The organism is Shewanella algae, assembly GCF_009183365.2.
Classification (GTDB): Bacteria; Pseudomonadota; Gammaproteobacteria; order Enterobacterales; family Shewanellaceae; genus Shewanella; species Shewanella algae.
Genome location: NZ_CP068230.1, coordinates 1753156 through 1779009, shown reverse-complemented (window position 1 = coordinate 1779009; position 25854 = coordinate 1753156). Strand labels below are relative to the sequence as shown.

Genomic DNA, 25854 nt, shown 5'->3' with positions numbered 1-25854 from the left:
CGACTGCAGACTGGCCCCTTGAGTTTTAAGATCAGCTAGGCCGCTCGGGTGCGTGGCAGCGCTGCTGCGCTCGCCACTTGTCAGCCAGAACAACTGTGGCATCAGAGGCCGGTAAGGCTTCACGGCCGCGGATAATATCGGCGGCCTTCTCTGCCAACATTATGGTCGGTGCATTGAGGTTGCCATTGGGAATGGTGGGGAATACGGAAGAGTCCACGACTCTCAGTCCTTCAATGCCATGCACCCGGTTTTGCGGGTCCACCACGGCCATGGGATCTGTGCCCATCTTGCAGGAACAGGATGGATGATAAGCACTCTCTACCGAGCGACGAACAAAGGCATCTATCTGCTCATCGGTTTCCACCTCGGCACCAGGCTGGATCTCTTCTCCGCGATAACCATCGAATGCCGGCTGATGAATAATCTCCCGGGTCAGGCGCACACAGGCGCGAAAGCCTTCGATATCATCCTGGTGTTGCAAATAGTTGAAACGTATCTGCGGATGCCGGTGCGGATCGCTGCTCTGTACTCTGACCCATCCCCGGCTCTTGGGTTTATTGTGGCCGATATGCACCTGAAAACCATCACCATCAAAGGCTTCCCGGCCGTCATAACGCATGGCAGCGGGCAAGAAGTGATACTGGAGATCCGGTGCGGCCAGGCCCGCCTTGGAGCGGATAAAACCGCAGGATTCAAAATGGTTGGTCGCCCCGAGTCCCGTCTTGGTAAAGAACCAGCGGCTGCCGATCAGGAACTTGTTCCACCAATCCAGTTTGCGGTTGAGGGAAACTGGCTGGGTGCAACGGAACTGAAAATAGAACTCCAGATGATCCTGAAGATTCTCCCCCACCCCGGGCAAGGCATGCTCCAGCTCAATACCGGCTTCTTTAAGGACTTCGGGCGCACCTATACCGGAAAGCTGCAACAGATGGGGCGAACCCACGGGACCTGCTGAAAGGATCACTTCGCCGCCCATGCCAACCACGGCCTGCTGCAACTTGCCGCCGCATTCATAGCGCACCCCGGTTGCCACCTTGTCCTGCAGCAATACCTTGTGCACCAAGGCGCCGGTCACCACTTTTAAATTATCCCGTGTCATGGCCGGACGCAGATAGGCATTGGCCGTAGACCAGCGCACACCATTTTTCACCGTCATATGCATGGCGCCAAAGCCTTCCTGCTGGGCACCGTTGTAATCATCCGTGGCCAGGTAACCGGCTTGCACACCGGCATCAACAAAGGCCTTATACAGAGGGTTAGCCATGCGGTTGCCGTTGTTGACCCCCAAGGGCCCTCTATCGCCTCGATACTTGTCACCGCCAAAGGCCCAAGTCTCGGCCTTTTTGAAATAGGGCAAGCAATCGGCGTAGCTCCAGCCCTCGGCGCCACTGGCCTGCCACTCATCAAAGTCATGGGCGTGACCGCGGACGTAGACCATGCCGTTGATGGATGAAGAACCGCCGAGCACCTTGCCCCTGGGACAATGCATGCGCCGGTTGTCCAGCCCCGGTTCAGGCTCGGTTTCAAACTGCCAGGCATACTTTTGGGTATTCATGGGAATGGACAACGCCGTTGGCATCTGAATAAAGATGCTGCGATCGCTGCCGCCGGTTTCCAGCAACAAGACCCGTTTGTTTTTATCTTCGCTCAGGCGGTTGGCCAGCACGCACCCTGCGCTACCGGCACCGACAATGATGTAATCGAAATTCTGATTCATAACGGCTCCTTAAAATGGACTTTCCAGGGGCTGCATGCCGACATAAACCGATTTGGTCTGGGTATAGGCCTTGAGGGTTTCACTGCCGTTCTCCCGGCCGACTCCCGAAAGCTTGTAGCCACCGACGGGCATCTCCGAGGGTGAGGCGCCATAGGCATTGATCCAGCAAATCCCAGCCTGAAGCCGATGAATCACCCTGTGGGCGCGGCGAATATCGCGGCTAAATACCGCAGCAGCCAGACCAAGGGCCGTATCGTTGGCGCGGCGGATCACTTCCGCTTCATCGTCGAAAATCAATACAGACATCACAGGGCCGAAGATCTCTTCACGGCAAATACGCATCTTGTCATCACAGTCGACAAATACGGTCGGCTCAACAAAGAAACCCTCTGGGGCCGAGTCCGGCGTCAAAGGCTTGCCACCGCAAAGGAGCCTTGCCCCCTCGGCCTGCCCAAGGGCGATATACTCGAGCACCTTGTCTCTGTGCGCGCTGGATATCAGGGCGCCGAAATTGGTGTCCGGCGCCATGGGGTCGCCGGCCTTGATATTGGCCATCCTTTGCTGCAAACGTTCGATAAAGGCCGGGTAAAGGTTGCGGGCGACATAGACCCGGGTACCATTGGTACAAACCTCTCCTTGGGTATAAAAGTTGCCCAGCATGGCGGCGCTGACGGCATCCTCCAGCTCGGCGTCTTCAAAGATGATCAGCGGGGACTTGCCCCCCAGTTCCATGGTGACATCCTTGAGACTGGAGGCCGCTGCCGCCATCACCTTCTTGCCTGTGCCCACCTCGCCGGTAAAGGACACCTTGGCGATATCCTCACTGTGAGTCAGCCATTGACCTACTTCGGCCGCGCCCTGCACCACATTGAACACCCCGGCGGGCACACCGGCTTCGATAAAGATTTCCGCCAGCTTCAGAGCGCCGAGCGGGGTCTCCTCAGACGGCTTGAAAACCATCGCGTTACCGGCGGCCAACGCCGGCGCCGACTTCCAACAGGCTATCTGCAAAGGATAATTCCAGGCGCCGATACCGGCACAGATCCCCAGCGGTTCACGGCGGGTATAGAAGAAATCATCGCCAACACTTTGCTGACAGCCTTCCAGGCCCACCACTATGCCAGCGAAGTATTCTATGGCATCTGCCCCTGTGACCACGTCCACCACAGACGCCTCCTGCCAGGGTTTACCCGTATCCAGCACTTCGATTTTGGCCAGCTCATCGTTGCGCTGCCGCAACAGGGCCACCGCCTTCAACAGCACCCGGCTGCGCGCCATGGCGCTCATGGTTGACCAAGCGGCAAATCCGCGTTTGGCACTGGCAATGGCCGCCTGTTTGATGGCCTCATCGGCCACTTCAACGCGGTATTGCACCTGGCCCGTGCCAGGGTTAATCACCTCAAAGGATTCACCCGAGGCGTTGGCCATATAACGACCGTCAATAAAATTCTGATAAACAGGCTGTGTCATCAATGTACTCCGTGATAAGCCAGACTTTGGTCAATGAAATCGATACACCAGGATTCTGCGGCAGCAAACGCCTGCTCAGGTTCAGGACTGAGAGCACTGCGCAGCCAAAAACCGTCAATCATGGCGGCCACCTGCTCGGCACTCTTGAGCGCCTGCTCCCTGGGCAATAACTGTTTGAAAGAGAAGGCCAAGTTACTCTGCAGTCTGGCACTGTTGACCTGCTGCAACCTGGCAAGCCCGGGCTCATGCATGGACTGAGCCCAGAAATTAAGCCAGGTACGGGTAGCCGCCCCCGAGCGTTGAAACTCGGTGAAGTTGGCCGCCACTATGGCGTGCAGCCGTGCCTTGGAGGAAAGCTGCCGCTCTGCCGTTTGCGCCAGCAAAGCCAGCTTCAGTTGCTCCAGCAAATGCCGCAATGTCGCTTCAATCAGCTCCTGCTTGCCACCGAAATAATGGCTGATGATCCCCGACGACAACCCGGCTAGGCGGCTGATGCTGTTGATGGTGGTATTGTGCAAACCATTGGCGGCCACCGAGGCCATAGTGGCATCGATCAGTTGCTGGCGGCGCACGGGTTTCATTCCAATCTTGGGCATATTTTTTATTAATTGACCGTTCAATTAAAAACAAGCCTAATGATTTGAACTGTAATTATCAACCTGACCGGAGCCGAGTTTTCAGATCACACAAGTCACAAAACAGTGATTTACCTCACAGCAACAAATGCTTACGTTGCTTGAAATTTATCTGAAAAAGTTTCTATTTACCGACAAAACTTCGCTATTTCTGAGGTGTTAACCGAAAAATTACCGCAGAACGACGCAAGTGTTCACCGCCAAAATAGTTACAACAGATATCATTTGAGCTAAAGCCTTATGACTCACTCTGTAACCCGATAGCGCAGATAAATACGCCTGTCGCTCCGGACCTAACCTGCTGCTTGGAAGCCGGACACTGAGATTGAGACTGGGGCTGAGGATAAGGCGATGAGTAGGGGGAAGCTGAGAATAAGGTGACAATGAGAAAGAGTGATTAGAATGAGGAGTTATGACCAAAAAAGAGGAGTCATAATTAACAAGAGGAATACTGAACCTGGAAGCCGACTAACGCTGAACCATGTTGGGACGGGTAACAGATGAATAAAGTGAAAAGGCGGATAAAGCGCAAGACAAGAGTCCCTGCAAAGGGTTAGGGAAGGTGCGAACAAGTCCCATGCGTGCTCTGCGTTGGCTTACAGGCCTGTATGCAAGGCGTGGTTCGCAGCAAATGGCTAGTCCTTTACAAGAAGCACAACATAGCAGACAGGTTTGTAAGCCACGCCCTTTGGGGCTTTCACAGCAACCGGCTCTCTGCGTTATCCGACTTCGACAGGCCCCGGCATGCCTTCAGTCAGATGCCTTGAAAGCCAATTGCTGTGCAAGCCAGAGTGCCACGAGGACTTATTCGCACCTTCCTTAGTAAAAGAGCCCGGCCAAATACCGGGCTCTGGCATCAGATGAGGTCGGCTGGCAGAAAAATAACTACCGCAGCAAGACCTATGACCGACGACCGAAATCTATCAGGGTGTTGCGATACAGTTCGAGCAGCGCCTCGTTGCGCACCCCCACCCCAACACTTTGCGCCGGCATATCGCTCCAGTCATCATGGGGATGGCGCCGCTCGTAGGTTTTCTGCATTGTGTGGCCAATGGCCGGGCCGGAGCAAACCACCCGCACAGGCCCCTTTCTCAGGGTAAACAGGCTGGGATCTATCACATAGGCAATCGCCGAGGGGTCGTGCACGTGGCAGCCGGAAATTCCCAGGCTACGCTGGTAAAAGTCGAGATAGAAACGGCTTATCTGGTGAATAAAGCGTCCCGGCTCACCGGCTTCATCGCGCAGCTTATCCAGATACTCGGGCGTAAAGAAACTCTCATGGGTCACATCCAGACCGATAATCACCACGGGCCAGTCGGCAGTAAATACGATATCGGCCGCCTCGGGATCGTCATGGATATTGGCTTCGGCAAACGGGCTGACATTGCCCTGATGGCCGTTAACCCCGAAGGCCCCGCCCATGATCACCACTTCTTTAACCAGTTTGGTGATCCCGGGTTCATGCTGCAGCGCCAGAGCCAGATTGGTCAGAGGCCCAACAGCCACAAGAGTGATCTCCCCCGGCTGCGCCTTGAGCTGCTCGACGATATACTGCCATGCCGGACGGGGATCGGCGCTTAGGCTGACATCGGCGGCGGTGACTTGCAGATCGCCAAAACCGGTATCACCATGAACTATGGTGGTAGGGCCGACAGGAGGGCGCGACAGCGGCTTATCCGCCCCCATGGATACGTCTGCCTTCATGCCGTATTTCTGTTTCAAGTAAAGGGCATTGCGAGTGCTGTTTTCAATGGTGGCGTTGCCAAATACTGTGGTGATACCGATAAGATCCACACCGGCATGCCCTTCGGCAAACAGAATTGCCATTGCATCATCAATACCGGGATCTGTATCCAGGATAATTTTCTTCGTCACAATCCAGCTTCCTTTGTGATGTTATTGATATTATCTGTGCCGCTGCAAGCCGGCGGCACTGGCCCATTCTAGCGCTAAATCTCACGCTGTGCGCCCCATAATACCGCGCCCTATCGAGGAAATGAGACACAGGGGTCAGTATCTGTTCACCTAAGGGCTATCACTGCAATATTCGGCTCTCATCCGGATAAGTTTTATAGCCCATAAAAGCGGCGAAACGCGCAATCAAGCGGCATGAACCACCGCGGTATTGCAGGCAATTATTGCTTTTCTGACAAATGCCTACAGCAAAGATGCTGTTCTTGATAGCCGCGAGCGAATAGGACTTTAGTCTGATATCAGCCACAACCACCTTCCATTAACATCGATACATCAAAACAACAACAAGAGGTGTCCCATGAATGCTGTGCTGTTGATGTTAATGGGCCTGGGCGCGATGGCGGCCGGCTATTTTGTCTATTCAAAATTCATCTGCGAAAAAATCTTCAAAGTCGATCCCAACTTCGTGACTCCTGCACACGAGATGCAGGATGGTATCGACTATGTGCCCACCAATAAATATGTGCTTTGGGGCCACCACTTTACCTCTGTGGCCGGAGCTGCACCGATTATCGGCCCGGCTATTGCGGTTATCTGGGGCTGGGTGCCGGCCTTCCTCTGGGTGGTGTTCGGCACCATCTTCTTTGCCGGGGTGCACGATGCCGGCGCCATCTGGGCCAGTAACCGCAACAAGGCCAAATCCATAGGTGCGGTCACGGGTGATGTTATCGGCGAGCGGGCCCGCAGCATCTTTATGGTGGTGATATTCTTGGTGTTGCTCATGGTTAACGCCGTGTTTGCCGTCGTCATTGCCAAGCAGTTGATCAACTTCCCCAGCGCCACCCTGCCGGTTTGGGGCGCCATAGTGGTGGCACTCATCATAGGCCAGCTTATCTACCGCCGTCTTATCAACCTCTTGGTGGTGTCCATTGTCGGCGTGGCAGCATTGTACGCGCTCATCTATATCGGCCCGTCTTTGCCGCTGGCATTGCCGGAAACCCTGGGGCCGCTGTCGGATAACCAAAGCTGGATCATCCTGCTGTTTGTTTATGCCGCCATCGCCTCGCTGCTGCCGGTATGGATGCTGCTGCAACCACGGGACTATATCAATGGTATTCAGCTGTTTATCGGCTTAGGCTTGCTTTACGGCGCCGTGCTTCTGGGTGCGCCTGATATAGTGGCACCGGCCTTTAATACCGATGTGCCCGAAGGCACTCCATCCATAGTGCCACTGCTGTTTGTCACCATTGCCTGCGGTGCGATTTCCGGCTTCCACGGCCTGGTTTCCAGCGGAACCACCTCAAAACAACTGGATAAAGAACCGGATGTGCGTTTTGTCGGTTACTTTGGCGCCATAGGCGAAGGCTCCCTGGCACTGGCGGCCATCATAGCCGCCACCGCGGGTTTTGCGACCCTGGCCGACTGGCAGGCTGTCTATCACGCCTTTGGGCAGGGGGGCGTCAGCGCCTTTATCAAGGGCGGCGCCAATATCCTCGAATCCGGGATAGGCATGGATGAAACCATGGCGCAAACCCTGCTGACAGTAATGGTAGTGCTGTTTGCCGGTACCACGATGGACACAGGCTTGCGGCTGCAGCGTTACATCTTCCAGGAATGGGGCAGCATCTATAACCTCAACTGGATGCAAAATGGCGCCGTCGCCACTCTGCTGGCCGTGGGCACCTGCTTGCTGCTGGCCTTCGGCGCCGGCGGTGACGGCTCGGGTGGCATGCTGATCTGGCCGCTGTTTGGCACCACCAACCAGTTACTGGCTGGCCTGACATTGTTGGTAATCACAGTGATGCTGGTGAAACTGGGTCGCCCCATGTGGTATACCCTGGCTCCGCTTATCTTCCTGCTGGTGATGACCACCATGGGCCTGCTTATTCAACTCAAAGGCTTCTACGACAAGCAGGATTGGTTCCTGTTTACTCTGGACTTGGTGGTACTGATCGCCGCCATAGTGATTTCACTGGAGTGCAGTGCCACGCTGAGCCGTTCGCTCAAGGCGCGTAAAACTGCGGCGGAGAACGACTGATGAAACTGGCGAAGATCAAGGCATTGGTCAAAGACCTGAGCCACCTGGCGGAAGAGGCGTATAACGCCCCCTTCCGCTCGGCAGTCGCCCGCGCCCGCAGGGAGCAGGACGATCTTTTTATGCTGCTGATCTTCTCCGAAATGATGGGGGTACCCAACCCGGCCAGTTACTACACTCTGGAGCTGCAGCCCTTGATGCTGGAAAAGTTCCATGACTGGCACCTGCGTATGGGTATGCCCCACTCACCGCTGGATCAGTTCAGATGCTGTTGAAACAAGATGTTAATTAAGGACGGGCTATGGCGCAGCTTACAGACAAACGTATTCTGTGGGTGGGTGGCAAAGGCGGTGTCGGCAAGACTACTGTCTCCTCCTCACTGGCCCTGTTGGCGGCCGGGCGCGGCAAGAAAGTCCTGCTGGTGTCCACAGATCCGGCCCACAGCCTGAGCGATGCCTTTGCCAAGCAGATAGGCGATCACTGCACCCGGCTGGCACCCAATCTGGATGCACTGGAAATCGACCCGGATGAGGAAGTGCGCCAACATCTCGACCGTGTCAGCCAACAGTTGAAGAGTTTTACCCGCCCGGAGATGTTCGTTGAAATCGAGCGGCAGATGCGCCTCACCCGTCAGTCTCCCGGTGCCCAGGAAGCCGCCTTGCTGGAGCGGATTGCCAAGACCCTGGAAAGCGGCCTCGGTGAATACGATCTGATTATTTTCGATACCGCGCCCACCGGCCATACCCTTAGGCTGCTGAGCCTGCCTGAGGCGATGGCCGCCTGGACCCAAGGTATGCTGAGCGCCAATCAGAAATCAGAGAAGCTCGGCGCCATGCTGTCGCACCTGACACCCGGCCGGGGCCGTGATGTCGATAACCCCTTCGACGATCCGGCCGAGCACGCCACCGCCGGAATGGCGCCGCGCAACAAGGCCATAGCCGAAACCCTGCTGGCCCGCCAACGGCTGCTGCAGCGCACCCGTGAGCTGATTAAAGATCCGCAGCAAACAGGGCTGCTGTTTGTTCTGACCGCAGAGAAGCTGCCTATTCTGGAAACCTGCCGCGCCGTGGCCAGCCTGCAGGCCGAGCAGTTACCGTTGGCAGGTTTGGTGGTCAATCGACTGCTGCCACCCGAGGCCGACGGCAGTTTTCTTGCCAAACGCCGCCAGCAGGAAGCCGTGCACCTCGAAGAGATAGACGTAAACTTTAGCAAGCTGCCCCGCTTTCGACTGCCCCTCAAGGAAACCGATATCCAGGGCCTGAGCGGTCTTGAACAGATGGCGACAGAACTGGCCAAAGCAGGGCTGTAAATTCAGCCAATTTCCCTTCAATCGTTTGGCCTATTTCACCAAACGCAGACAACACCTGCACCCAATCGCGAGCTCCGGCAAGGGGCTACTGATATCAGAAGGTATACCTTTGACACAGCTAAATCCGCAGCATAAGAGACGCCGTAGCCTATAAAACCAATCACCAGAAAACTTCACAAGACTTTGAGTTTAAACATATAAAAACCAATCAACTCAAATCAAGAAGGCGCAGTGGCGCAGCAGTCTCTACATCTCAACGTTGCCTGTTACCAAGATCACCAACCTCAAAGTTAACAAAATTTAAACAATCGCTTGATTAAAACCAGTGTTAGCCATATACATGAGGGTGCAGAAGTTTAGCAGTTGCGAAATAAACCAACATTAACCAGCAACTTCGTGGACTAACCTATGAAAAAGCTAATCGGACATGGAGATTGGCCCAGTGCCAAAAGTCTGTTCTCTGCCCTGATCCCCAGCCTGTTTGCGCTGGGAACCCTCCCCCTAGCTGCAGCTGAAACGCAAACCACCCAGGCGGTCGACAGCCTGGCGCAGCAATGTTTTATTATTCAATCGCCGACCAATGGCCAGTATCTGCATCGCTTCCATCAGGGAGGCACTGTGGATGATGGTCTGAGTTATCGTTTCGATAATATCAGCCAGGCCGAGGCCAGTGCGTTTTACTTCAAACCCAGTCGCCGCGGTCATTTTATGATGACAGACGCAGATGGCCGCTTCTTTGCCAGCCATCTGCCGGCCGAAGTCAGCGCCGGTCGTTACCCGGGGGAATTTGCCGAGTGGCGGGTTGACGCCGAAACAACGCCATCCGCTGAATTCAGTTATCGCTTCCACGCCGTAGGCCTCAATCTGGGACTCAGGCACAACTACAGCGGTGGTGGCTTGTATTTCTTCGATCTGCTCAACCCTGGAAACAACACTTCAGAGGCAAGCTTCAAGCTGGTTGCCAGTGATGCCTGCAGCGCGTTTCCCGAGGTTGAAGTCAATGCCAGTGGTGATTTCTCCGCCCTAAAAGGCGATGCTGCACTGCCGGTGCGGGGTCTGGTCGATGCCCACACCCATATCACCTCGTATGAGTTTATGGGCGGCAAGATGATGCATGGCAAGCCGTTCCACCGCTGGGGGGTGACCCAGGCGTTGAACGACAGTGCGGTGATCCATGGGCCGAATGGCTCACTGGATCTCATCGGCAATCTCTACTCCTTCAACGACGCCAACTTCCGCTATGACACCCGAGGCTGGCCGGACTTCCCCTGGTGGCCCAATCACGAGCAGATGACCCACTCAGGTTACTACTACAAGTGGATTGAGCGCGCCTGGCTAGGCGGTTTGCGCCTGATGGTCACCCATCTGGTGGAAAACGAGGTGTTGTGCAACGCCCAGAAAACCATCAATCCCGCCAGTTGGGTCAACCCCAACGACTGTAACACCATGAACAGCATTCAGTTGCAGATTAACCGTCTAAAGCAAATGCAGGAGTATATTGATGTGCAGTCCGGCGGCCCCGGCAAAGGCTTCTTCCGCCTGGTGTCCTCGCCTCAAGAGGCTCGCGAGGTCATTGCCGACGGCAAGCTGGCGGTGCTGATGGGCATAGAGGCCTCAGAGCTGTTCAACTGCGGTATCAAGGATGATTGCAACCGCCGCCAGATTGAAGAGCAACTGCAGCAAGTTTATGCCAAGGGGGTGAGAGTCCTGTTCCCGACCCACAAGTTCGATAACCAGTTGGGCGGCTCAGTGGTGGAAGACGGCTTTATCAATATCGGTGAAATCTTGGCGACGGGCCATTTCTTTGAAACCCAGGCCTGCGACGCCGACACCCAAGGCAGACCATTCAAGTCAGGTTTCCCCATTTTGGGCGAAATCCCAGTGCTCAAGGATATTCTCAATGCCGTGGGTCTCAATCCCCAGTACGACGAGAGCATGCTGCACTGCAACAAGCATGGCTTGTCCGAAAAAGGCGTCTACCTGGTTAACCGCATGATAGATATGGGAATGTTGATAGAATTGGATCATATGTCGGCACAAACCGCCACCAGTGTGATGGATATTGTCGAGCAGCGCCAATATGGCGGGGTGATCACCAGCCACAGCTGGATGACTGATGGCACCCAAGGCAGACTGCACCCCAACACCCTGCGCCTGGCCAAGGTCGGCGGCTTTATGGCGCCCTACAACAGTAACGCCAACCATCTTGGAGGCAGTATTGATAGATACCTGCAGTTGATAGCCGATACTCCTTTTCTGCCGGGTGTCGGCCTGGGAACCGATATGAGTGGCCTGGGCGCTCAGGCCGGCCCCAGAGACGATGCGGCCACTAATCCACTGCACTACCCCTTCGTCAGTGAGTTCGGTATCCAGTTTGAGCGTCAGGTATCGGGGAATCGTGTATTTGACTTCAATCAGGATGGCATGGCCCATTACGGTATGCTGGCCGACCACCTGCAGGATGTGCGCGAGCAGCTTGGCGGCAGTACCTATGAAGCCTTGATGAACTCGGCCGAAGCTTATCTGCAGATGTGGGAACGCGCTGAAGCCCACAGGGATGAAGCCTATACCAATCCACTGCCGACCTATGTGCGGATAGTCAACCGCGCTTCGGACAAGTGTATGGATATTCCGGGTAATGGCAGCGATATGGTCAATGGCACAGATGTGATCCTCTATGATTGTGAACGCGACGCCTGGGATCAACGCTGGAGTTTTGATGCCGACAAACGCATGTTCAGCAACAAGGCCAATCCATCCTTGTGTTTGGACAATCGCGGCCAGGCCTACAATGAAGGCGAAATCGTGGTATGGGAGTGTGTCGACAGCGACAATCTGCGTTGGGATTATGACGGCCGCTTTATTCGCAGTGCCCATGACGCCAATATAGTGGCCGACGCCTATGGCCGTGGCAACGATGCCCAAGTGGGTCAATGGCAATTTCATGGCGGCGCCAACCAGCAATGGTTGCTCAGGCCTGAGATGACTATTCACAGCTGGGTCAGTTTGCGGGATAAACGTGCCGGGCTATGTATCAGCGCTCCCGAACAGGCCCAAAGCGGCAGCCTGGTGAACCTGGACAACTGCAGCAACCGTCAGGGGCAAAAATGGTACTTCGATCCGATAAAAGGCAGTATCAAACTGGCTGGTGACGCGGGACTGTGCCTGCACATTCCCGGTGGCAATACCCAGGATCATAGCCAGTTGGCACTGGCGCCCTGCGATGCTTCCAATCCGGCTCAGGCATTCGATAAAGACGGCAGCGTGTTCTCAAGCCGAATGGCACCCAATCAGGTGCTTGATGCCTCGGGAGAACAAGCCGGCGCGGCTCTTATCCTCTATCACCACCATGGCGACAGTAATCAGAAGTGGAAGTCCAGCCTCTGATCCAAGCCCTTAAAAAACAGCAAGGCCGGTTCAATGAACCGGCCTTGTTTATTGTGATTTTTTTTACTTGGTGTTAAACCAAGCTCGCCATAAAAGACTTAGGCTTCAATGCCTTTGCTGGCCAGGAACTCATCATAAGTGCCCTTGAAGTCGCTCACGCCATCAGCGCTTATCTCTATGATACGGTTGGCCAGTGATGAAACGAAGGCGCGGTCATGGCTGACAAACAGCAAGGTGCCTTCATAGAGCTCGAGGGCGTTGTTCAACGACTCAATCGATTCCATATCCAGGTGGTTGGTTGGTTCGTCCATCACCAGAATATTGGGCTTTTGCAGCATCAGCTTGCCAAACAGCATACGACCCTGCTCACCACCGGACAGTACCTTGACAGATTTCTTGATGTCGTCGGCGCTGAACAGCATACGGCCCAGCACTGAACGCACCGCCTGATCGTCATCACCTTCCAAACGCCACTGACCCATCCAGTCGAACAGGTTCATATCATTTTCAAAGTCGCTGGCATGATCCTGGGCGTAGTAGCCGATACGATGGTTTTCAGACCACTGAATGGTACCGCTCTTTTGTGGCAACTCGTGGATCAGAGTACGCAACAAGGTGGTCTTACCCACGCCGTTTTCACCCAGAATCGCGATACGCTCGCCCACTTCGGCGATAAAGTTCACATCCTTGAACAGCAGCTCATCGTAACCATTGCTCATGTTCTCAACAATCAAAGCGTTACGGAACAGTTTCTTCTCCTGCTCGAAACGAATGTAGGGGTTAACCCGGCTGGAAGCCTTGATCTCATCCAGTTTGATCTTGTCGATTTGACGGGCACGGGATGTGGCCTGTTTGGCCTTGGAAGCGTTGGCAGAGAAGCGCGCCACGAAGGTTTGCAGCTCGGCAATCTGTGCCTTCTTCTTGGCGTTTTCAGCCACCAGGCGCTCGCGGGCCTGAGAGGCGGCTGTCATATATTCATCATAGTTGCCCGGATAGACCCGCAGCTCACCATAGTCCAGATCCGCCATATGGGTACAGACAGAGTTGAGGAAGTATCTGTCGTGGGAAATAATGATCATGGTGCTGTTACGCTGGTTAAGCATCTCCTGCAGCCAGCGAATGGTATCGATATCCAAGTTGTTGGTCGGTTCGTCGAGCAGCAACACATCGGGATCAGAGAACAAGGCCTGTGCCAGCAGCACCCTGAGTTTCCAACCCGGTGCCACTTCACTCATGGGGCCAAAATGTTGTTCCAGCGGAATACCCACCCCGAGCAGCAGCTCACCGGCGCGGCTTTCTGCGGTATAACCGTCCATTTCGGCAAACTGCATCTCAAGATCGGCCACTTTAATGCCATCTTCTTCGCTCATTTCCGGTAAGGAGTAGATGCGATCGCGCTCCTGCTTCACCGCCCACAGCTCTTTGTGGCCCATGATCACTGTGTCGATAACGCTGTGCTCTTCATAGGCGAACTGATCCTGGTTCAGCTTACCCAGACGCTCGTTGGGATCCAGCGACACATTACCCGAGGTTGGCTCCAACTCACCGGAAAGGATCTTCATAAAAGTAGACTTACCGCAGCCATTGGCGCCGATAAGGCCGTATCTGTTGCCTTCGCCGAATTTAACCGAGATGTTTTCAAACAGCGGCTTGGCGCCAAACTGCATGGTGATGTTAGCTGTCGTTATCACTGTATGATTCCAAAATATCCAGATGCGGGACCGGGCCATGTAAAGCCGCGTCCAAGAGCCCAAGGCCTATGATTGGCCGGGTAAATAAAGCCGGGCACTATAACATTCCTGCGTGAATTATCAACCAAACTCGCGGGCAGCCAGCGAGATAAAGCAGTGCAACCAGCTGTTTATAAAAGACTTTAAAAATCTTCTGCAAGCAGATTAAAAATCCAGATCGCGGCCACACACCAAGGTAGTTTCCGCCTTGTTTGTTGCACAAGTGCTGTAACAGCCAAGTTCGGGGCGCAAAATCTCTGTCGGCAGGGCATATCCCGGCTCACCATTGATAGTGATGCTCTCGTTGTCATCGGTGTAATCCGTGCTCAGCGTGGTGCCATCGGCCAACTGCCAGCGACTGAGAAATGAGTGCACATTGGCACAAACCGTGATTTCACACTCCAGGGTCTTTTGGCTGTCACCCTTGATCACTATGCACTCAGTGGTTTTCTCGCCGCAGCCCGCCTGAGCAGGCACAGAGACGGCGCTGAGCAGCAAGACACCGCCTAGCAGACTCAGCTTAGCTGCCGCGGTTAATTTTCTGGATTGCATTTTCCTACTCCTTTCCCATTCCTTTTCTTATTCCCCGTTGCCCTTGCTGTGACTCGCTCGGCCAGCGATATCCAGCCCCAAACTTATATTGACCAAAGGCTCTTTTAGACTAAAGGCTTTGACAGGCTAAGGGCTCAGGCCGTGACCGCAGGCTGCCTTTTTCGGCAGGCATTGGTGCTGAGTAAAGGCAAACCCCTTATTTAAACAGGAAAAACAAGGCGATAAAACAAGAAAACAATAAAAAGCCGGGGCAATTCCCCCGGCTCGAACGCTGAAAGAGCTTAATCCAAAGACTTACGCCGCAAGCGGTTGGCATTGGTCACCACAGTCAGTGAAGACAGCGCCATTGCCGCGCCGGCCACCACAGGGCTCAGCAATATTCCTGTCAGCGGGTACAGCACCCCGGCCGCAATCGGGATCCCCAGAGTGTTGTAGATAAAGGCGCCGAACAGGTTCTGCTTGATGTTGCCAAGTGTCGCCCGTGACAGGGCAAATGCCCCGGCCAAACTGCCCAGTCTAGGGTTAAGCAAGGTCAGGTCGGCGCTCTCTATGGCAATCTCTGTGCCCGAGCCCATGGCAATGCCGACATCGGCGGCCATCAGCGCCGGGGCGTCATTGATCCCATCACCGACCATGGCCACCACTTCACCCTGCGCTTGAAACTTATTGACCCAGGATTGCTTTTCATCCGGCAACACCCCGGCGATGACTTCCTCAATCCCCACCTGACGCGCCACGGCTTCGGCTGTGACCTGGTTATCACCACTAAGCAATACCAAGCGTTTGCCCTGAGTCTTGAGTGCGGCCATGGCTTCTTTGGCATCGGCTTTGATTGGGTCACTTATCCCCACCAACGCCAGCAGTTGATTATCTCGGGCCACCAGCACCTGGGTGTGTCCAAGCGCCGCCCCCTGCTCCAGTCTTGCCTGGTGCGCCTCGGTCAGCCTAATGCCCAGTGCGTCCATTAGCTTGCTGTTACCGACCGCCCACTGCCGGCCTTCAAACTGCCCCAGCAGACCTTGCCCCTGGCGATAGTCAAACCCCTGCGGCTCACTCAGCACAACCTCTTTGACTTTGGCGGCATCCAGCAGCGCCGCCGCCAAAGGGTGGCCCGAGTGTTGTTCAAGGCTGGCCACGGCGCGCAGCAGCTCGCGCTCATCAAAGGCATCATCAAAAATATCCACCTGGGTGACGGTGGGCTTACCTTCTGTGATGGTGCCGGTCTTATCCAGCACCACACAGCTGACCTTGCTGGCGGTTTGCAGCGCCTCACCGTTTTTCACCAACACCCCCATGGAAGCGGCGCGGCCGACAGATACCATGATGGACATGGGCGTTGCCAGCCCCAAGGCGCAGGGACAGGCGATAATCAGCACACTGGTCAGCACCACCAGCGCATGGGACAACGCGGGCTCAGGGCCGGCAAAATACCAGATGATGGCCGCCAGCAGCGCAATCACCACCACCACAGGCACAAACACGGCGGCTATCTTGTCTGTCAGTCGCCCTATGGGCATCTTGGAGGTCTGGGCCTCCTGAACCAGGGCGATAATCTTCGCCAGGCGGGTATCGGCAGGCCCGGCAGTAACTTGGTAAATAAGGCTGCCGTTACCATTGACTGTGCCGGCGCTCAGACTGTCGCCCACGGATTTAGCCACGGGAATGGGTTCGCCTGTGAGCATGGACTCATCGAGCAGCGAACTGCCTGAAAGCACTTCACCGTCGAGCGCCACTCTGTCACCCGGGCGCAGTCTCAGCTTATCGCCCACCACCAGCGCTGCTATGGCCACGGTTTCATCGCCGTTTTCGGTGATCTTGATGGCCGTATTGCTCTGCAGGCCAATAAGCTTCTGCACCGCTTCACTGGTCTTGCCGCGGGCTCTCAGCTCCAGCGCATGCCCAAGGTTAATCAAGCCGAGGATCATCACACTGGCCTCAAAGTACACATGACGGGTGCCGTCGGGGAAAAAGCCGGGAATAAGCACCACCAACATGGAGTAAAGCCAGGCCGTGCCCGTACCCAGGGCGATCAGCGTATCCATGTTGGCACTCTTGGCCTTGAGTGAGCGCCACATACCACTGAAGAAGTGCCCCCCGGTGGTAACCAGCAGCAGCAAGGTCAGCAGCCCCATGGCGCCCCAGATAAGTTGGCTTTGGCTATCGTGGATCATCATGTCACCACCGGCCAGGCCCCAGATCATCAAGGGGATCCCCAGCCCGAGACCGGCGATGGCCTGTCTGATCCGGGTGCGGTATTCCCTGGCATCATGCTCGGCCTTGTCGGCCATGGCACTGGCGGCGTCGGTTATTGGCTCCGCGCGATACCCGGCCGAGAGCAGCAGCGCAACAGCTTCAGCCACTGGCAACCCTGCGGCCACGCTCACCTGCTTGTCGGCCAAGTTGACTCTGGCCTCGACCTCTTTGGCGGCAAAGGCTTTTTCTATCTTGGCCACGCAGCTGGCGCAGCTCATATCCGGCACAAACAGCAGTATGGGCTTGGCAGGGTGAGCCGTGGCGGCCTTGTGCTTGACAGCTTTATCGGCATGCTTGCCGGCTTTAGTTTCGGTTTCAGTTGTGGCTTCGGCCACCGCCGGTTTCAAAGTGTCAGCCTGAGCTTCTGTCTCAGTCTCGGTATCAGCCTCGGCATGCTCATCGCGCCAAGGCTCGGCGGTAAACCCAGCGGCCTTTAACAGCTCGGTCAACTCGGCGGCAGTTTTTTGGCTTTTCAGTGCAAGCCGTTTCTGTTTCAGATTGACTGTCACCTCGGCTTCATCGCTGAGCGCCTTACGAATACTGGCCTCACAATGACCACAGGTCATATCGCCAACATAAAAGTGGAAGTTTTCCGGCTCACTTGTATTACCTGGCGCAAGCGTTGGCGGGGTAAAGCCTGCGCCTGTTATCAATTCGGCCAGTTTGGCCGCGCTCTTGTGACTTTTCAGCCGCAGCTGTTTGCCTTTAAGGTCGACTTCTACCTCAAGCTCATCAGCCAGCGCCCTGCGAAGCTTACTCTCACAGTGGCCGCAGTTCATATCGGCAACATGGAAGTTAAAGCTGGCAGGGGCTTCAGGGCTTGGCTCTTGCGCGCTGTCACCGGCGCCGGGAGCCACAATCTCGGCCTGCTCAGCGTCATAACCTGCGTCTTTCAGTCTCGCCAGCGCCGCGGCGGGGGTAAGCTCAGCGCCCGGGGCGAATGTCAGCGTCAACGACTTATCGGCCACCTCGGTAGCGGCTTCTACACCGGTATCGTCGGCAAACAGGGCTCTTATCTTGCTGGCGCAGCCGCCGCACTTCATATTCGTTATGGTGAATTGCATCTGGTCCATTGGAAACTCCCTTCTGTGCCCCTCGCAAGCGAGGCTGGCTCAACACTGAGATAAAGGTTAAAGTCTCCAGTAACGGGAGAGTCAAGCTCGAAAAATCATCCGTGAGATAAAAGGTGCACTGACTCTCAACAATGTGCTTGCGGCGCGACAAAATAGCCCACAATAGTCCAAATACGGCAGAAAGCGGGAGTTTGACGATGAAAATAGGCGAAGTGGCCAAGGCAACAGGTCTGAGTATCAAGAGTATCCGCTATTACCATGACATAGGCTTGGTTGAGGCCCATAGAGGCGACAACGGATATCGTGAGTATCGGGCAGCCGACATCGAGGCGCTCAAGTTTTTGCAGCACTGCCGCGAGCTGGGCTTTACCTTGGATGAATGCCGGGATCTGTTGCAACTGAAACACAATCCCAAACGCTGCGCCGAAGATGTCAAACGCCTGGCCAAGGGGCACCTGCAGGCGCTGGAAGAAAAGATGACCAGACTGGCCTCACTGCATGCCCAACTGAGCGAGCTGGTATCTCAATGCCGCGGTGGCAGCCAGTCTGAATGCGCCATCATAGATGGCCTGTCCAGCGAAGCCAAACAGGCCTGAAGTTGTCACTCAGGCAATTTGGCTTGCTGCCCGGGCCGCGCCAAGGCTGCGGCATTGTCCAGCTTCAGTGCCGGCAGCGTGCCCGCCGGGGTGAAATCAAACACCATGCCGTAGAACACCAGCTCTGACTCCAATGCCAGTATCTTGTTGTGGGGCTGGCGAAAGCCGTGCCCCTCCCCCTCAAAGCCGATAAACGCCGTGGGAACGCCCTTGTCTTTCAGCGCCTTAAAGATATGCTGCGACTGATTCGGTGGCACCACCTTATCTTCGAGCCCTTGCAACAGCAGCAAAGGTTCATTGAATCCCTGCAGATGATACAGGGGCGAGCGTTCACGATACACAGCCTTCATTTTGGGGTAAGGGCCTATCAGTTGATCCAGGTATCTTGACTCAAACTTATGGGTTTCCTTGCCCAGCACCTCGATATCACTGATCCCGAAATAGCTCACCCCGGCCTTGAACTTGTCATAGAAGGCCAAGGCCGAAAGCACGCTCAAGCCACCGGCACTGCCGCCGCGAATCGCCAGTTTGTCAGCACTGACCCAGCCTTGGTCAACTAAAAACCCTGCGGCCCAGACAGCATCCTCAACATCTGCCTTGCCCCAGTTGCCATAGAGACTTTGGCGATATTGGCGACCAAAGCCGGTACTGCCGCGGTAATTGAGTTCAAACACGGCAAAGCCGCGACTGGTCCAGTACTGAATGGCGCTGCTGTAAGCCCGGTTGGCCTTGGCGGTCGGGCCACCATGCAACATCATCAGCAGCGGCGGCCGGGTGTCCGGCTGGGGTTGGTAGTCACCATTTACCGGCGGATAAAAATAGCCGTGAGCCTTGTCTCCCCCCTTGGTGGTGAACTCCACATTGATGGCGCGGGAGATATATTTGGGATCCAATCCGCTGATCTCCGGGGCGTACACAAGCTCTGTACCGCGGCCGGAAACCTTGTAGATGCCACGCTCGGGTGTTGGCCTATTGCCAACAAAATAAACCCCGTCGGCCCCTTGCACCACCTGCCTGATATCGGCAAAGTCGGCGGCCAAAGGTTCAATGACCCCAGTCTGCAGATCCAGTCGCAGCAATCCGGCATCGCCTTCCTTGTTGAAGCTGGCTATCAGGGTGTTTTCATTCTCAAAGGCGTAAGCATGCTGGCCCAGCTTCCAGGCAGGGCCGCCGATTTCAGCCTTGAGTTGAGTAACCTGCTCGATACTGCCGTTGGCATCCAGCCGATACAGGTTCCACCAGTTGTCATAGTCGGCAATAAAGTAGAGCACACCGCCAGGGCTGAACAGGGGTTGCATCAGTGCGCCCTTTCGCTCAGGGGCGATTTGGCGAATATTGGTCAACTGCCCCTTGCGGTTGAGATCCCCAAGCCACAACTGGGTATTATCCCAAGGCATATTGGGGTGTTCCCAGGTGATCCAGGCAAGCTGTGTATTGTCGGCATTAATTGCCGGAGAACTGATAAAGTCGTGACCATCGACGAAGATATCCCCTTCACCGGAGAAATTCAGGTTAATGGTCACCAAACTGGCCTTGGGCTCTCCCGGTTGGCGATGATCTTCCCGGACACAGATAATCCGTGAGCCCTTGGGATAAGAGATACAGTCGCCGTGACGGGTGCCATTGGGTGTCAGTGCCAGCGCCTCCTGATTGGGCGCTATCCGGTAAAACAGCTGATCCTGCCCCTTGGTGACAAACAGGCTCTGGCCTATGCCGAGAAAGTCGCCTCCGCCATATTCATGAACGCGGCTGCCAATACCAAAGGCCGGCGCCACCACACTGGTAATGCTGCCGTCTTTTTCGAGACGCTTGATCCCCACCTTGCCACCTTCGGCCGGGCTGGATTCCGAGAAATAAATCGCATCACCGACACTCTGCAGCTCACCTATTGCCGAGGCACTGCCGTAGACTTCGGCGGCTCCCAAAGGTGAGACCCAGCTGCCATAAGCGGCACTAATCCTCTGTTCATTGTTGGCAGGAGCTTCTTGCTCCTGCGCAGGTTGACCGCAACCCTGCAACACTGAAGCCATCAGCGCTGCGGCCAGAATTCGCTTTCCGGGATTGAAAATCATGGTTTCGTTTCCCCCAACACCTGCCCAGGGGCAGGCTGAAACTACTACAACTTAAGTCTTGTGTTTTCTTGGTTTTTCTTATTTTTTGTATCTGGCACAGAACCACTGCAAAACCCTGTACTGCTGCAAACTGGATAATCCAAAAAAGATGCAGATCCAAGGTGAAAGCAAATAGTACCAGGTGATGGGTTCTGTGGAGCGACCGCTGAGAAGCAGGTAGAAGAATCCGAAGTAGATTACCATGACCCCCACGACTCCCACCAGTAAAAGCAGGCGCTTGATTTGTTTCTCCAGCCAATGCATGGGTGAGTGTTTATACCTCTGGTGCTTTTACCTTTTAGTAGGGGAATTGTTCAATCCGGGACAAGAATTGTCAACGTCTGTGATACAAAGCGGACAAGTATCTGACACCCCGGATTGCAGAATGATAACTTTTGAGAGACTTGGGCGCGGCTCAACCGCCATTTTTGGGCAAATAACGCCCGGCATCCCTGGACCAACGAAAGTCCACTTTGCTGCCATTGTCGACATTTTTCAGGCGCAGATCATAGTATCCCTGATGTTTACGCCCAAGAAGCTGCAGCAGATTTTTGCCTTCATCAATAACCCGGGCGCGGACGCCGGTTTCATCCCGCTCACCGGCCAGATCTTTATAGAAATACATGGGTTCAGAGAAGATATTCACCAGCTTATCGCCATCGATTACATAGAGCTGCAGCGCTTCATAGAAGGCACCGCCACCGGAAAAACCTTCACTGAAACCAACTCGGATCCCTATGGCGGTTAACTGGTCACTAACCTTGTAGGGTGCCAGATCCAGCTTTTTGACCGATTGAGGTACTGTATCAGAACCGCCATCCACTGTGCTCTCCAGATTGGAGTAGTTCCAGTTGACCGGGGTATTGAGTGGGCCATCGTGGGTAGCAAGCGCTTGGAAGTTCCCCTGGTCCAGCTTAAATACGCCAAAGTAAAAATCATGGGTCTGACGCTCGGCAAAGTTCTCACTGCAAAGATCGCTGCCATCTGTATATTTAAGATCCGATTCTTCGGCAACCACACAGGCATAGCCCAGATACAGGCCCTGGTTGCCCCAAGGTTTGGCGCCTATGCTTGCCAGCAAGTTCGGGGAACGTCCCGGTGCCAACCAATCAAGCAACGTCTTGGGCGCAACGCCATCTGGCAAGCTCTGGCCGTCTTTGGCGAGCAGTTTTCCTTCCATCTGCTCGGCATAAATCTGCCGCCCTTCCTCGTGACGTATGGCAGCTTTGGCTTCACTGGGTTGAACTGTCTGGGTTTGGCTGGCATTGGCTTGTGAGCCGACAAGAGCACAGGAGAGCGAAGCAGTCAGCACTAGCGTGGTTGACAACAATAGAGGGTTAAAGGAAACCTGCCTGGTGGAAGAAAACATCATCCCTGTCCTTGTTTGAAACGCGGTAAAGAACAGGGATGATATCTATTTTCGCCTTGATATCAAAGCATTGAATTACAGGCGGATACCGCCGTCAATTTCAAATACCCGGCCATTGACATAGTCGTTTTCAATGATGAATTTAACTGTCGAGGCGATTTCAGCGGCATCACCCAAACGGCCGACCGGCACCATTTTCTCCAGGCGCTCCAGCGCTTCCGGTTTCATGGCGGCGGTCATTTCGGTGGCAATAACCCCGGGGGCAACAGCGGCGGCCCTAATCTTGTAGCGTGCCAGCTCTTTGGCCCAGCCCACCGCCATGGCAGCGACACCGGCCTTGGAGGCGGCATAGTTGCTCTGCCCTACATTGCCGGCCCGAGCCAGGCTGGAGATATTGATGATCACCCCTTCCTGGCCAGAGCTTATCATGGCGGCTGCGGCTTCACGGCCACAGAGGAAGCTGCCGCTCAGGTTTACATTGATAACCGACTGGAACTGCTCCAGCGACATACGGTCTGTCACCTGCCCCTCTTTGGCTTTGATCAGCATGCCGTCACGCAAAATACCCGCGTTGTTTACCAGCACATTGAGCTGACCAAAATCTTCCAGAATGTACTGAAAGGTTGCCATCACATCTTCTTCATCTGTGATGTCCACCGCATAACCCTGAACTTCGGTCTCGCCCATCAGGGCACAGGCTTGCTCCAGACGGTCCTGATCCACATCGATCAGCGCCAGACGGGCACCGGCAGCGGCCAGCTCCTGCGCCATGGCCAGACCCAGTCCACCGGCTCCACCTGTGATGGCGACTACCTTACCTTTTACATCCATTGGGTTATCCTTATTTCTCTTGCTTGAATTGTTCAAAAATACTGGAAAAATCGCGACGACCATTGCCCTTGCGAGCATGATTGACATAGAGGCTGCGCGCCAGTGCGCCCATAGGGGTGCTCGACTGGCTGGACAGCGCTGCTTCCTGGGACAGGCCGAGATCCTTGACCATAAGATCCACCATAAATCCGCCCAGATAGTCATTGGACGATGGCACGCTTGGCATCACCCCGGGACAGGGGTTGTATTTCTCCAAGGTCCAGTTGCCGCCGCTCGAAACTTTCATGATATCCGACAGCACCTTGGGATCCAAACCATTATCTATCCCCAGACTCAGTGCCTCGCTGGTACCTACCATCAAGACAGACAACAGCATGTTGTTGCAGATTTTGGCAACCTGACCGGCGCCGGCACTGCCTGCATGAAAAATATTGGCGCCCATGCACTCGAGAACGGGTTTGGCCTTGGCAAAACCTGCGTCGCTGCCGCCGCAGATAAAGGTCAGCGTACCGGCCGCGGCCCCGGCGGTGCCACCGGAAACCGGCGCATCAACAAACTCAAGCCCTTTGGCGGCCGCAGCAGCCGCCACAGCGCGGGCGCTGTCGGCATCTATGGTCGATGAATCGATAAGTAAGGTCCCCTCGGCCACAACATCCAGCAGCCCTTGCTGCTGCTCGCTGCCGAGGTACAGGCTACGAACATGCTTGCCGGCCGGCAACATGGTTACCACCACATCGGCACCCGCCGCTGCGCCACAGGCGCTCTGAGCCGTTATAGCTCCCTGCTCTGCCAGGCTCTGCATCGCCGCCGGCACCAGATCGAATACCCGAACAGTCATCCCGGCCTTGATCAGGTTGACCGCCATCGGCCCCCCCATATTGCCCAAACCAATAAAAGCCACTGTTGTCATCTGTTTGCTCTCCCTGTTGGAATCTTGTTTGCCTGCATCTGTTACAGATCGGCCAATGGGTGTTCATGTTCAAATGGCGACTCGAGCAAGGCAGATACCGCTTCTTGCGGTGCTATCTTGCCCTTGCCGTAACGCCAGTTGGGATTACGGTCCTTGTCGATAAGCAGCGCCCTGACACCCTCACAAAAATCACCTATGGCGCAGCAGTTGAGGCTGAGACCCAGCTCGAAGCGGAAACAATCCGCCAGGCTCATGTCAGTCCCAAGCCTTGACTGCTCGTAGGCCAGCGCCCAGCTAAGCGGGCTGCCGCTCAGCATGGTGTCACGGGCGCGCTGCAACCAGCTCTCTTGGGTTTCCAGGGCCTGCATCTTGGCGAGAATTTCGGCCATATCTCCGGTCATCAGCTCATCAATCTGGGCCTGATGGCCCTTCAAGCGACTGCTGCCGGGACGCTCTTCACTCTGGGTTTCCAGTTCATTGAGCAGATCATGCAGCTTCTGCTGGTTGAGACTGGTGTTATTGCCCCAGTTCACCGTCGCCATGGCATCGAGCATGCGCTCTTTATCCGTTGAGGCCAGAAAATGATTGCCAATGCCGGTATAACGGGCATCGGCCGCATTCATATTGTAGGCGGTCAGGCCGAGAAACAGCCCAGTCTTGCCCGGCATGCGGCCGAGAAAATAGCTGCCGCCGACATCCGGGTAAAGGCCTATGGTGACCTCGGGCATGGCGATGCGCGAACGCTCGGTCAACACCCTGTGGCTGGCACCTATCATCAGCCCCAGACCACCACCCATCACTATGCCATCGCCCCAAACCAATACCGGCTTGCCGAAGGTGTGCAGCTGAAAGTCGAGCCGATACTCCTCTTCGAAAAACACCCGTGCTTCCTGGGTGTAACTGCCGGGACTGGCCTGCTGCGCCTGATACAGCGCCCGCACATCACCACCGGCGCAGAAGGCTTTGTCGCCGCAGCCGTCGAGGATCACGCAGGCAATCTGCTCATCCTGTTTCCAGGCAGCCAACTGCTTGGCCAGCAAACGCACCATGTTAAGATTCAGTGCATTGAGTGCTTTTTCCACATTGAGTGTCGCCACACCAATCAACTTGCCGCTGGCGGTTCCCAGGGTCTGAAATACCACTTCATGACTCATATCACCGCCTCCTTATGCGTTTTTCCAGTTGGCTGCGCGCTTCTCCAGGAAGGCATTGACCCCTTCTTTCTGATCTTGGGTGTCAAACAGAGCCACAAACAGCTCACGCTCCAGCGGCAGCGCCTGAGCTCTTGGCATATTACGTCCGGCCTGGATCAACTGTTTGCAAACGGTCACGCTCGATGGGCTCTGCTTAGCGGCCTTGGTCGCCAGCGCAATGGCGGCACTCAGAGCCTCGCCTTTACCAACTACCTCTTCGACCAGGCCAATCTCACAGGCCTTGGCGGCATCGATTCGCTCACCGCAAAGGATCATCCGCTTGGCCCAGCCTTCACCGACCAGAGCGGTCAGATTCTGGGTGCCGCCGGCGCAAGGCAGCAGGCCGACGGTGGCCTCGGGTAATGCCAGCTGCGCCTGCTCTTCGGCGATACGGATATCACAGGCCAGAGCCACTTCCAAACCGCCGCCCATGGCATAGCCGTTGATGGCGGCAATAGACACACCGCGAAAGGCGCTCAGGGTTTCAAATGCTTCGCCAAAATAGCGTGCCATGGTAGCGGCATTGCCTTTATCACCATCGGCAAACAGCTTAAGATCGGCGCCGGCCGAGAAGAATTTCTCCCCTTCCCCTGTCAGTACCAAGGCATAGATATCGGGATCATTGTTGAGCTCTTCCACCTTGAGGCGCAGTTCATTGAGGCTCTCGGCCGTCCAGGTGTTGGCCGGTGGATTGTTGATGGTCAGAACAGCCGTGTGGCCTTCGATATGCTCAATCAAAAAAGACATGAATGACTCCTTGCAATTCGGT

Annotated in this window: 19 protein-coding genes and 1 pseudogene; 5 read left to right on the top strand and 15 right to left on the bottom strand. The window is 55.4% G+C overall.

Annotated elements, in window-relative coordinates; translation table 11 throughout:
- Positions 1 to 31 precede the first annotated feature (31 nt).
- From betA to E1N14_RS07885, 4 genes are all read right to left on the bottom strand, one after another.
- Positions 32 to 1717 carry a choline dehydrogenase gene (gene betA, locus E1N14_RS07900; protein WP_025009803.1) on the bottom strand — a complete coding sequence of 562 codons (1686 nt, stop codon included), beginning with the start codon at positions 1715 to 1717 and terminating at the stop codon, positions 32 to 34.
- 9 nt (positions 1718 to 1726) lie between these two features.
- Positions 1727 to 3187, bottom strand: coding sequence for a betaine-aldehyde dehydrogenase (gene betB, locus E1N14_RS07895; RefSeq protein ID WP_025009802.1), 1461 nt, complete (start codon positions 3185 to 3187; stop codon positions 1727 to 1729).
- Positions 3187 to 3783, bottom strand: coding sequence for a transcriptional regulator BetI (gene betI, locus E1N14_RS07890; RefSeq protein ID WP_062793647.1), 597 nt, complete (start codon positions 3781 to 3783; stop codon positions 3187 to 3189). Before betI ends, betB begins: the two co-directional genes overlap by 1 nt.
- Before the next feature lie 939 nt (positions 3784 to 4722).
- Positions 4723 to 5697, bottom strand: a complete 975-nt coding sequence (locus E1N14_RS07885; protein ID WP_062793939.1) for a nucleoside hydrolase — start codon at positions 5695 to 5697, stop codon at positions 4723 to 4725.
- A 397-nt stretch (positions 5698 to 6094) separates the two neighbouring features.
- Here E1N14_RS07885 and E1N14_RS07880 point away from each other — a divergent pair, with 397 nt between their 5' ends.
- The 4 genes from E1N14_RS07880 to E1N14_RS07865 all read left to right on the top strand — a co-directional run bounded on the left by E1N14_RS07880 (position 6095) and on the right by E1N14_RS07865 (position 12467).
- Positions 6095 to 7774, top strand: a complete 1680-nt coding sequence (locus tag E1N14_RS07880; RefSeq protein ID WP_025009800.1) for a carbon starvation CstA family protein — start codon at positions 6095 to 6097, stop codon at positions 7772 to 7774.
- On the top strand, positions 7774 to 8046 hold the full coding sequence (locus E1N14_RS07875; RefSeq protein WP_025009799.1) for a cory-CC-star protein: 273 nt from the start codon (positions 7774 to 7776) through the stop codon (positions 8044 to 8046). Before E1N14_RS07880 ends, E1N14_RS07875 begins: the two co-directional genes overlap by 1 nt.
- A gap of 26 nt (positions 8047 to 8072) precedes the next feature.
- Complete coding sequence (locus tag E1N14_RS07870; RefSeq protein WP_025009798.1) at positions 8073 to 9080, top strand: ArsA family ATPase; 1008 nt, start codon at positions 8073 to 8075, stop codon at positions 9078 to 9080.
- Between the two features lie 408 nt (positions 9081 to 9488).
- Entirely contained in the window at positions 9489 to 12467 is a 2979-nt protein-coding gene (locus E1N14_RS07865) for a ricin-type beta-trefoil lectin domain protein (RefSeq protein ID WP_025009797.1), read from the top strand.
- A 98-nt stretch (positions 12468 to 12565) separates the two neighbouring features.
- On the opposite strand, the gene E1N14_RS07860 is transcribed toward E1N14_RS07865, so the two are convergent.
- From E1N14_RS07860 to E1N14_RS22265, 4 genes and pseudogenes are all read right to left on the bottom strand, one after another.
- Positions 12566 to 14158 carry an ABC-F family ATPase gene (locus E1N14_RS07860; RefSeq protein ID WP_025009796.1) on the bottom strand — a complete coding sequence of 531 codons (1593 nt, stop codon included), beginning with the start codon at positions 14156 to 14158 and terminating at the stop codon, positions 12566 to 12568.
- Between the two features lie 204 nt (positions 14159 to 14362).
- The gene (locus E1N14_RS07855; protein ID WP_025009795.1) at positions 14363 to 14749 is read right to left on the bottom strand and encodes a hypothetical protein; all 387 of its coding nucleotides are present in this window, start codon (positions 14747 to 14749) and stop codon (positions 14363 to 14365) included.
- Positions 14750 to 15030: 281 nt separating this feature from the next.
- Entirely contained in the window at positions 15031 to 17241 is a 2211-nt protein-coding gene (locus E1N14_RS07850; protein WP_338126684.1) for a heavy metal translocating P-type ATPase, read from the bottom strand.
- A gap of 192 nt (positions 17242 to 17433) precedes the next feature.
- A pseudogene (locus E1N14_RS22265) lies at positions 17434 to 17781 on the bottom strand (heavy-metal-associated domain-containing protein); the annotation flags it as partial.
- Between the two features lie 491 nt (positions 17782 to 18272).
- Here E1N14_RS22265 and E1N14_RS07845 point away from each other — a divergent pair.
- Positions 18273 to 18671, top strand: a complete 399-nt coding sequence (locus E1N14_RS07845; RefSeq protein WP_025009794.1) for a MerR family transcriptional regulator — start codon at positions 18273 to 18275, stop codon at positions 18669 to 18671.
- A gap of 5 nt (positions 18672 to 18676) precedes the next feature.
- On the opposite strand, the gene E1N14_RS07840 is transcribed toward E1N14_RS07845, so the two are convergent.
- The 7 genes from E1N14_RS07840 to E1N14_RS07815 form a co-directional block, all read right to left on the bottom strand.
- The gene (locus E1N14_RS07840) at positions 18677 to 20743 is read right to left on the bottom strand and encodes a S9 family peptidase (RefSeq protein ID WP_025009793.1); all 2067 of its coding nucleotides are present in this window, start codon (positions 20741 to 20743) and stop codon (positions 18677 to 18679) included.
- Positions 20744 to 20821: 78 nt separating this feature from the next.
- Positions 20822 to 21046, bottom strand: coding sequence for a hypothetical protein (locus E1N14_RS22020; protein WP_025009792.1), 225 nt, complete (start codon positions 21044 to 21046; stop codon positions 20822 to 20824).
- A 151-nt stretch (positions 21047 to 21197) separates the two neighbouring features.
- Entirely contained in the window at positions 21198 to 22154 is a 957-nt protein-coding gene (locus tag E1N14_RS07835) for a hypothetical protein (protein WP_152134886.1), read from the bottom strand.
- A gap of 72 nt (positions 22155 to 22226) precedes the next feature.
- The gene (locus E1N14_RS07830; RefSeq protein WP_025009790.1) at positions 22227 to 22982 is read right to left on the bottom strand and encodes an SDR family oxidoreductase; all 756 of its coding nucleotides are present in this window, start codon (positions 22980 to 22982) and stop codon (positions 22227 to 22229) included.
- Positions 22983 to 22992: 10 nt separating this feature from the next.
- Positions 22993 to 23892 carry a 3-hydroxyisobutyrate dehydrogenase gene (gene mmsB / locus E1N14_RS07825; RefSeq protein ID WP_025009789.1) on the bottom strand — a complete coding sequence of 300 codons (900 nt, stop codon included), beginning with the start codon at positions 23890 to 23892 and terminating at the stop codon, positions 22993 to 22995.
- A 41-nt stretch (positions 23893 to 23933) separates the two neighbouring features.
- A complete protein-coding gene (locus tag E1N14_RS07820) occupies positions 23934 to 25046 on the bottom strand; it encodes an enoyl-CoA hydratase/isomerase family protein (protein ID WP_062793941.1) in 1113 nt (370 codons plus the stop codon).
- Between the two features lie 12 nt (positions 25047 to 25058).
- Entirely contained in the window at positions 25059 to 25832 is a 774-nt protein-coding gene (locus E1N14_RS07815) for an enoyl-CoA hydratase (RefSeq protein ID WP_025009788.1), read from the bottom strand.
- Positions 25833 to 25854: the final 22 nt, after the last annotated feature.